This window comes from Phreatobacter sp. (genome assembly GCF_022843985.1).
In the GTDB taxonomy this organism is placed as follows: domain Bacteria; phylum Pseudomonadota; class Alphaproteobacteria; order Rhizobiales; family Phreatobacteraceae; genus Phreatobacter.
Genome location: NZ_JALHMP010000031.1, coordinates 40451 through 48475, shown reverse-complemented (window position 1 = coordinate 48475; position 8025 = coordinate 40451). Strand labels below are relative to the sequence as shown.

Sequence of the window (8025 nt, the reverse complement as noted above, 5' to 3'; positions counted from 1 at the left end):
GCCCCGGCACCGGCCGCCGCACCTCCGGCCGCGCCGCGCGGCTGAGGCCTGCACCGGGGCGAGCCTCGCGGGACGCACTCGGCGGGTGCAGGGCATCCCCCAACGAAAAAGCCCGGCACGCCGGCCGGGCTTTTCCAAATGCCGATGATGTGAGACCCCTTACTCCGCCGCGAGCTGCACCGCGGGAGCCGCCGCCTTCACATCGGCATCCACATAGGGCTCGAACTTGGCGAAATTGTCCTGGAACATCTGCACGAGCTTGCGCGCCGTGGCGTCGAACTCGGCTTTGTCGCGCCAGGTCTTGATCGGATAGAGCATGTGCGGCGGCACGCCCGGCACCGAGGTCGGCACCGCGAAGCCGAAATAGGGGTCGCGGCGGAAATCGGCGCGGTTGAGCGAGCCGTCGAGGGCCGAGCGCAGCAAGAGGCGGGTGATCGAGATCGGCATGCGCCGGCCGACGCCATGCTTGCCGCCGGTCCAGCCGGTGTTCACCAGCCAGCAGTCGACATGGTGCTTGGCGATGAGCTCGCGCAAGAGGTTGCCATATTCCGACGGGTGGCGCGGCATGAAGGGCGCACCGAAACAGGTCGAGAAGGTCGGCTGCGGCTCGGTGACTCCCTTCTCCGTGCCGGCGACCTTGGCGGTGAAGCCGGAGAGGAAGTGGTACATCGCCTCTGCCGGGGTCAGCTTGGCGATGGGCGGCATGACGCCGAAGGCATCGGCCGTCAGCATGACGATGTTCTTCGGATGGCCGGCACGGCCGGTCTCCGAGGCATTGGCGATGAAGTGCAGCGGATAGGCGATGCGGGTGTTCTCGGTCTTCGAGCCGTCGTCGAAGTCGGGGATGCGCGAGACGGGATCGATGACCACGTTCTCCATCACCGAGCCGAAGCGCTCGGAAGTGGCAAAGATCTCCGGCTCGGCCTCGCGCGACAGCTTGATCGCCTTGGCATAGCAGCCGCCCTCGAAGTTGAAGACGCCGTCACGGCCCCAGCCGTGCTCATCGTCGCCGATGAGGGTGCGCGAGGCATCGGCCGACAGCGTCGTCTTGCCGGTGCCGGACAGGCCGAAGAAGACGGCCACCTCGCCCTGGGGCGAGACATTGGCCGAGCAATGCATCGGCATGACGTTCTGCGGCGGCAGGAGGAAGTTGAGCATGGTGAAAACGCTCTTCTTCATCTCGCCGGCATAGGAGGTCCCGGCGATCAGCACGATCTTGCGGGTGAAGTCGCAGGCAATCACCGTTTCGCTACGCACGCCGTATTTCGCCGGGTCGGCGCGGAAGGACGGCAGGTCGACGATGGTCATGTCCGGCACGAAGGCGGCGAGGTCCTCGCGCTTCGGGCGGATCAGCAGGTTGCGGATGAACAGGTTGTGCCAGGCATATTCGGTGAAGACGCGGGTCTTCAGCCGCGTCGCCGGATCGGCGCCGCCATAGAGGTCCTGGACGAAGAGTTCGCGGCCCTTGGCATGCGCCAGCATGTCGGCCATGAGGAGATCGAAGGCCGCCGGCGAGATGGCGCCGTTATTGTCCCACCAGACGGTGGAGTGGGTGGTGGCATCGCGGACGACGAACTTGTCCTTGGGCGAGCGGCCGGTGTGCTGGCCGGTCTCGGCGACCAGCGGACCGCCGGCAGAGAGCTTGGCCTCGCCGCGGGCGATCGATTCCTCGACCAGCTGCGGTTCGAGATAGTTCCAGTGCAGGGCCTTCAGCCCCGAAAAGCCGAAGGCTTCGGCCCCATGGGCCTTGTTCCAGGTACCGGTTTCGGCCAAGGCAGTTCTCCCCTCAAGGGTCCGCGTCACGACGCTTATGCGCGCCTTTGGATGCCATGCAGTCAGGCGCCGGGTCAGGGGCCGCGGCAGAGGCAAAACCCCCTAATCCAAAGGCTCTTTGCCGGCAAGCCCGACGGAGGACGGATCGGCGTCGCCCCCGGCCTTTTTCGCGAAAGCGGTGAACAGCCGGGAGCGGCGCCGCTGGCTGGCGCCGGCATCCCGATCCGGGCCTTGGCCCTTGCCTTTCCCCGCGCCAGGGACCATGAGGCCGCCATGAACCGACCCGACCGCACCCTGCGCACGGCGGCCGACCTCGTCGCGGCCGGCCTGCTGGCGCCCGCCGCCGGCCCCGATGCGGCGAAAGTGGGGGAGCGCTATGCTGTCGCGGTGCCCCCCGCCATGGCCGCGCTGATGCCCTCCGGGCCGGCCGCCGCCGCCGACCCGATCGCGCGGCAGTTCCTGCCCGATCCCCGCGAACTCGACACCCGGCCCGAGGAGCTGGCCGACCCCATCGGCGACGAGGCCCATTCACCCGTCACGGGCATCGTCCACCGCTATCCGGACCGCGTCCTGCTGAAGATCGTCCATGTCTGCCCGGTCTATTGCCGCTTCTGTTTCCGCCGCGAGATGGTCGGCCCCGAGGGCAGGGGCGCGCTGGACGACGCCGAACTCGCCGCCGCCATCGCCTATATCGCGGCGCGGCCGGAGATCTTCGAGGTCATCCTCACCGGCGGCGATCCCTTCGTGCTCTCGGCACGGCGGGCACGCGCCCTGACCCGGGCGCTGGCCGCCATCCCCCATGTCAAGGTCATCCGCTGGCATACCCGCGTGCCGATCGTCGCCCCCGACCGCGTCACCGCCGATTTCGCCCGGGCCCTGCGCGCAGCCGGCAAGGCGGTCTATGTGGCCGTCCACGCCAATCACGCCCGTGAGTTCACGCCCGCCGCCGAACAGGCCCTGGCCCGCCTCGCCGATGCCGGCATTGCCCTGGTCAGCCAGTCCGTGCTGCTGCGCGGCGTCAACGATGATGCCGAGACCCTCGCGGATCTCATGCGCGCCTTCCTCGCCAACCGGGTGAAGCCCTATTACCTGCACCATCCCGACATGGCCCCCGGCACCGCCCATTTCCGCCTGTCCATCGCCGAGGGCCAGGCGCTGATGGCGCAGTTGCGCGGGGGGCTCTCCGGCCTCGCCCAGCCGACCTATGTGCTCGACATTCCCGGCGGCGCCGGCAAGGTCCCGGTCGGTCCCGTCTATCTCGGTGCCGACGACGTCGCCGACTGGCGCGGCGGCCACCACCCCTATCCCCCGGCAGAGACGAAGGACTAGTGCGATGGATGCCAGGGATTCCAACGGGACGATCCTCGCCGATGGCGACAGCGTGACCCTGATCAAGGACCTCAAGGTCAAGGGCACGTCTGTGACCCTGAAGCGCGGCGCGCGGGTGAAGGCCATCCGCCTCACCGCCGACCCGCAGGAGGTCGAATGCAGCGTCGACAAGGTCAAGGGCCTGGTGCTGCGGACGGAGTTCCTGAAGAAGGCGTGAGGGCATCGCTGTCCGCCCCAGGAGAGTTCGCCGCCCCATTCGGCGTCATGGCCGGGCTTGTCCCGGCCATCCACGACTTGAACACCGTCCTTGGGAAGAAAATTCGTGGATGCCCGGCCCAAGGCCGGGCATGACGGGGGGAGGTTCCCGCTGACAACTCGGCTGGGACGCGCTCTTCGCCGCGCCCCGCCTCACCCCTTCGGTTCGGGACGGTGCTTGCCCCCCGGGCCCTGTCCCCGCCGATAGACCATCACCGTGCGCTTGAAGGTGATCACCACGTCGCCGGCCTGGGTATAGCCCTTGGTGCGCACGGTGAGGATGCCGACCTCCGGCCGCGAGCCCGAATCGCGCTTTTCCAGCACCTCGCTCTCCGAATAGATCGTGTCGCCCTCGTAGACCGGGGCCGGCAGGCGCACCTCGTCCCAGCCGAGATTGGCGAAGACGTTCTGGCTGATGTCGGTCACCGACTGCCCGGTGACCAGCGCGATGGTGAAGCAGGAATTGACCAGCGGCTTGCCGAAGCCGGTATGGGCCGCATAGTTCGCGTCGAAATGCGGGTGCGCGGTGTTCTGGGTCAAAAGCGTGAACCAGATATTGTCGGCCTGCGTCACGGTCCGCCCGAGCGGGTGCTTGTAGACGTCGCCGATGGCGAAATCCTCGAAGAAGCGGCCCTGCCAGCCCGGTTTCACGCTCATGCCATCGCTCCCGTCGTCCCGGCGGCCCGGGCCCATCATGGCCCCTTCATGGAAGAGCGCGACGGCGGGGACAAGCCCGCCGATCAGGCGGGTGCGCTTAAGCGACGATCTCCACCGCCTCGTCCACCACGATGGCCTCGGGGCTGAGCCGGCAACGCCACGCCAGCATCTCGACGCCGCGCGCCCGCGCCCGGTCGAAGGCCCTGCCATAGGCGGGGTCGATGTCGCGGGCGAGGGAAAAGCGCCCGGCAGCCCCGTACTGGATGAGGAACACCATCACCGCCCGGTGACCGGCCTCCACCATGTCGCCGAGTTCGTCGAGATGCTTCGCCCCGCGCGCCGTCACCGAATCGGGGAATTCGGCGAGGCCGGGTGCACGCATCAGGTGGACGTTCTTCACCTCGACATAGCAGGGCGGCCGTCCCTCGGCCGTCAGCATCATGTCGACGCGGCTCGCCCTGCCGTAGGCGACCTCCCGCCACAGCGCCGCGTAGCCGGCGAGGGCGGGGATGGTCCCGGCGCCGATCGCCTCCGCGACCAGCGCATTGGGATGGGCGGTGTTGATGCCGACCAGTTCCGGCCCCGCGCCGAAATCCGCCTCCACCAGTTCCCACGACCAGGGGAGCTTGCGCGCCGGATTGTCCGCGCGCGACAGCCAGACGCGGTTGCCCGGCGCGTTCAGCCCAAGCATCGCGCCGGGATTGGCGCAATGGGCGGTAATGGCCTCGCCGCTGTCGAGGATCACGTCGGCCAGAAAGCGCTTGTAGCGCTGGACGAGGCGGCCGGGGACGAGCGGGGTGGGGAAGCGCATGCCCTCAGGCGACCTTGCCCCCGAGCTCGTCCTCGACATGGGCACGGACGATCTCCTCGAAGCTCGTCTCCGCCCTGAAACCGAGTTCGGCCGCGCGCTTGGCGTTGAAGCGCTGCGACCAGCCGGAGACGATGCGGATGATGAGGTCGTCCGGTTCGCGGCGCACGAGCTTCAGGGCCTTCTCGCCGCCGATCTTGCGCAGGGCCTCGAGCTGTTCGCCCACCGTCGCCACCACGCCGGGCATGGAGAGGTTGCGCCGCCAGCCGAGCTGGGCGGTGTCCATGGTCGCGGCATGGATGAGGAAGCCGACGGCAGAGCGCGGGCTCGCATGGGTGTGGACGACGTCGTCGCCCACCGGTAGCACGGCCTCCATCCCCACCAGCGGCTCGCGGATGATGTTGGAGAAGAAGCCCGAGGCCGCCTTGTTCGGCTTGCCCGGACGCACGCAGATGGTCGGCAGGCGGATGCCGACGCCGTCGAAGAAGCCCTTGCGCGAATAGTCGGTGAGCAGGAGCTCGCCGATCGACTTCTGCGTGCCGTAGCTGGTCAGCGGCGTGTGGAAGAACTCGTCCTCGATGAATTCGTGGAACGGCGCGCCATAGACGGCGATGGAGGAGGTGAAGACGACGCGCGGATGGTAGGGCGCCTTGACGCCTTCCTGGCGGATCGCCTCGTAGATCTGCCGCGTGCCGTCGAGATTGATGCGGTAGCCCTTGTCGAAATCGACCTCGGCCTCGCCGGAGACGATGGCGGCGAGATGGAAGATGACGTCCGGCCGTCCGGCGACCATCGGCCCCGCGGTGTTGGGGAAGGAGATGTCGACGGCCCAGCTCGTCACCTTGCCGGCAAAGCCGGCGGGCTTCTGGGGGGCCACCACGTCGACGAGGGAGAATTCCGTGATCGCCTTGCCGCCGAGCGCGCCGTCGCGGACGAGCTTCTCGGTGAGCTTGCGGCCGACCATGCCGGCGGCGCCGATGATCAGGATATGCATGGACGTGTCCTCTTCTTTTCAAACGATTTGGACGGGAGGCTAGCGCGCCCGGCGCCGGCAGGGAATGGGGCACGCGCGAGGGGGCGGGTTGCAGCTTTGCGGTTCCGTGGAGTCTACGCCCGGCAGCAGGATCATCGAAGGCCGGTCGCAGCCATACCGGCTCCCCCCTCCGTCCCGATTGACCTTCGCCACGCCGCGCGCGATGGATCGGTCGAAGGGCCGCCGTCGAGAGCCCGCGCGACAGTGCCGGAGGGGAGCCATGGCCCGCACCATCGAGGGTGAGTGGGACTATATCGTCTGCGGCGCCGGCACGGCCGGCTGCCTCATGGCCAACCGCCTCTCCGCCGATCCCAGGAACCGGGTCCTGCTGCTGGAGGCCGGCGGCAAGGATGACTGGATCTGGTTCCACATTCCCGTCGGCTATCTCTTCGCCATCGGCAATCCGCGCGCCGACTGGATGTTCAGGACCGAGGCGGAGGCCGGCCTCAACGGCCGCTCGCTGATCTATCCACGCGGCAAGGTGATCGGCGGCTCCTCCGCCATCAACGCCATGATCACCATGCGCGGCCAGAGCGCCGACTATGACCATTGGCGCCAGCTCGGCCTCGCCGGCTGGGGCTGGGACGATGTCCGGCCGGTCTTCCGCAGGCTCGAGGATCATTTCCTCGGGGAGGGCGAGCACCACGGCGCCGGCGGCGAATGGCGGGTGGAGGCGCCGCGCGTGCGCTGGGACCTGCTCGACAAGGTGCGCGAGGCGGCGGTGCAGATGGGCGTCCGCCCCCTCGACGATTTCAACACCGGCGACAACGAGGGCACCGCCTATTTCCACGTCAACCAGAAGAAGGGCCTGCGCTGGTCGGCGGCCCGCGGCTTCCTGAAGCCGGTCATCGACGCCCGCGACAATCTCGATCTCCTCTCCGGCGTGCTGGTGGAGAAGGTGATCGTGGAGAACGGCCGGGTGACGGGGGTGCAGTTCCGCCAGGGCGGCGAGAGCGTCGTCGCCCGCTGTCGCGGCGAGGTCGTGCTCACCGCCGGTTCCATCGGCTCGACGCAGATCCTCGAACTCTCCGGCATTGGCCATGGCGAGGTGCTGGCCCGCCACGGCATCCCCGTGGTGAAGGAGAAGCCCGGCGTCGGCGGCAATCTGCAGGACCACCTGCAGATCCGCGCCATCTACAGGGTCGACGGCATCAAGACGCTGAACGAGACCTACCACAACCTGTTCAAGCGCGGCCTGATGGGGCTCGAATATCTCCTCCGCCGCACCGGCCCGCTGACCATGGCGCCGAGCCAGCTCGGCATCTTCACCCGCTCCGATCCCGCCCAGGAACGGGCCAACATCCAGTTCCACGTCCAGCCCTTGTCGCTCGACAAGTTCGGCGACCCGCTGCACCGCTTCCCCGCCGTGACGGTCGCGCCCTGCAATCTCAGGCCGACCTCGCGTGGCTCCGTCCACATCCGCTCCGCCGATCCGGCCGACAAGCCCCTCATCGCGCCGAACTATCTCGCTACCGACGAGGACCGGCAGGTGGCGGCGGATTCGCTGCGCGTCACACGGCGGCTGATGGGCCAGGCGGCGCTGGCGCCCTATCGTCCGCAGGAATATCTCCCCGGCCCGGTGATCGGCGACGATGTCGAGAGCCTGGCGAAGGCCGCCGGCGACATCGGCACCACCATCTTCCATCCCGTCGGCACCGCGAAGATGGGCCTCGCCTCCGACCCGCTGGCGGTGGTGGACGAGCGCCTGCGCGTCATCGGGGTGGAGGGGCTCAGGGTGGCGGATGCGTCCGTCATGCCGACCATCACCTCCGGCAATACCAACACGCCGACGCTGATGATCGCCGAGAAGGGCGCGCGGATGATCCTGGAGGATGGGAAGAGGTAGGGGCGGGCGCCCTGCATCAGCCAAGTGCGACCTTCGAGGCTCGCTGCCGGAAAGGTGATCGCCCGTCGCGGTTCTCCCGACCGAACCTCACCCGTCATGCCCGGGCTTGTCCCGGGCATCCACGAATTTTGCCTTAAGCCGCGTGTTCAAGTCGTGGATGGCCGGGACAAGCCCGGCCATGACGGAAGGGTTGGTGGCTATCATGGAACTGCCATGGTGGCGGTCAACGGCGCTGCGGTTCTGAGGGGCACAGCGGGCCTCGGCAGCGACCGAGACTGCCGAAGGCCTCACCCTTACCCTCCCCGCTGTCGCAGGGAGGGAGAC

Annotated in this window: 7 protein-coding genes; 3 read left to right on the top strand and 4 right to left on the bottom strand. The window is 68.4% G+C overall.

Features of this window, described 5'->3' with window-relative positions; genetic code table 11:
- Positions 1–159 precede the first annotated feature (159 nt).
- Positions 160–1773, bottom strand: coding sequence for a phosphoenolpyruvate carboxykinase (locus Q0C57_RS17965; protein ID WP_296578365.1), 1614 nt, complete (start codon positions 1771–1773; stop codon positions 160–162).
- 273 nt (positions 1774–2046) lie between these two features.
- On the opposite strand from Q0C57_RS17965, the gene Q0C57_RS17960 reads away from it, so the two are divergent.
- Both Q0C57_RS17960 and Q0C57_RS17955 read left to right on the top strand, forming a co-directional pair.
- Complete coding sequence (locus tag Q0C57_RS17960) at positions 2047–3102, top strand: lysine-2,3-aminomutase-like protein (RefSeq protein ID WP_296578362.1); 1056 nt, start codon at positions 2047–2049, stop codon at positions 3100–3102.
- A gap of 4 nt (positions 3103–3106) precedes the next feature.
- The gene (locus Q0C57_RS17955) at positions 3107–3319 is read left to right on the top strand and encodes an alkylphosphonate utilization protein (RefSeq protein ID WP_296578360.1); all 213 of its coding nucleotides are present in this window, start codon (positions 3107–3109) and stop codon (positions 3317–3319) included.
- 191 nt (positions 3320–3510) lie between these two features.
- On the opposite strand, the gene Q0C57_RS17950 is transcribed toward Q0C57_RS17955, so the two are convergent.
- The 3 genes from Q0C57_RS17950 to denD form a co-directional block, all read right to left on the bottom strand.
- A complete protein-coding gene (locus tag Q0C57_RS17950) occupies positions 3511–4014 on the bottom strand; it encodes a MaoC family dehydratase (protein ID WP_296578357.1) in 504 nt (167 codons plus the stop codon).
- Positions 4015–4111: 97 nt separating this feature from the next.
- Positions 4112–4825, bottom strand: coding sequence for a DNA/RNA nuclease SfsA (gene sfsA, locus Q0C57_RS17945; protein WP_296578354.1), 714 nt, complete (start codon positions 4823–4825; stop codon positions 4112–4114).
- 4 nt (positions 4826–4829) lie between these two features.
- On the bottom strand, positions 4830–5816 hold the full coding sequence (gene denD / locus Q0C57_RS17940) for a D-erythronate dehydrogenase (protein WP_296578349.1): 987 nt from the start codon (positions 5814–5816) through the stop codon (positions 4830–4832).
- Between the two features lie 259 nt (positions 5817–6075).
- On the opposite strand from denD, the gene Q0C57_RS17935 reads away from it, so the two are divergent.
- Positions 6076–7701 (top strand): GMC family oxidoreductase N-terminal domain-containing protein, encoded by a 1626-nt coding sequence (locus Q0C57_RS17935; protein WP_296578348.1) that lies wholly within the window; start codon positions 6076–6078, stop codon positions 7699–7701.
- The last annotated feature ends 324 nt before the right edge of the window (positions 7702–8025 follow it).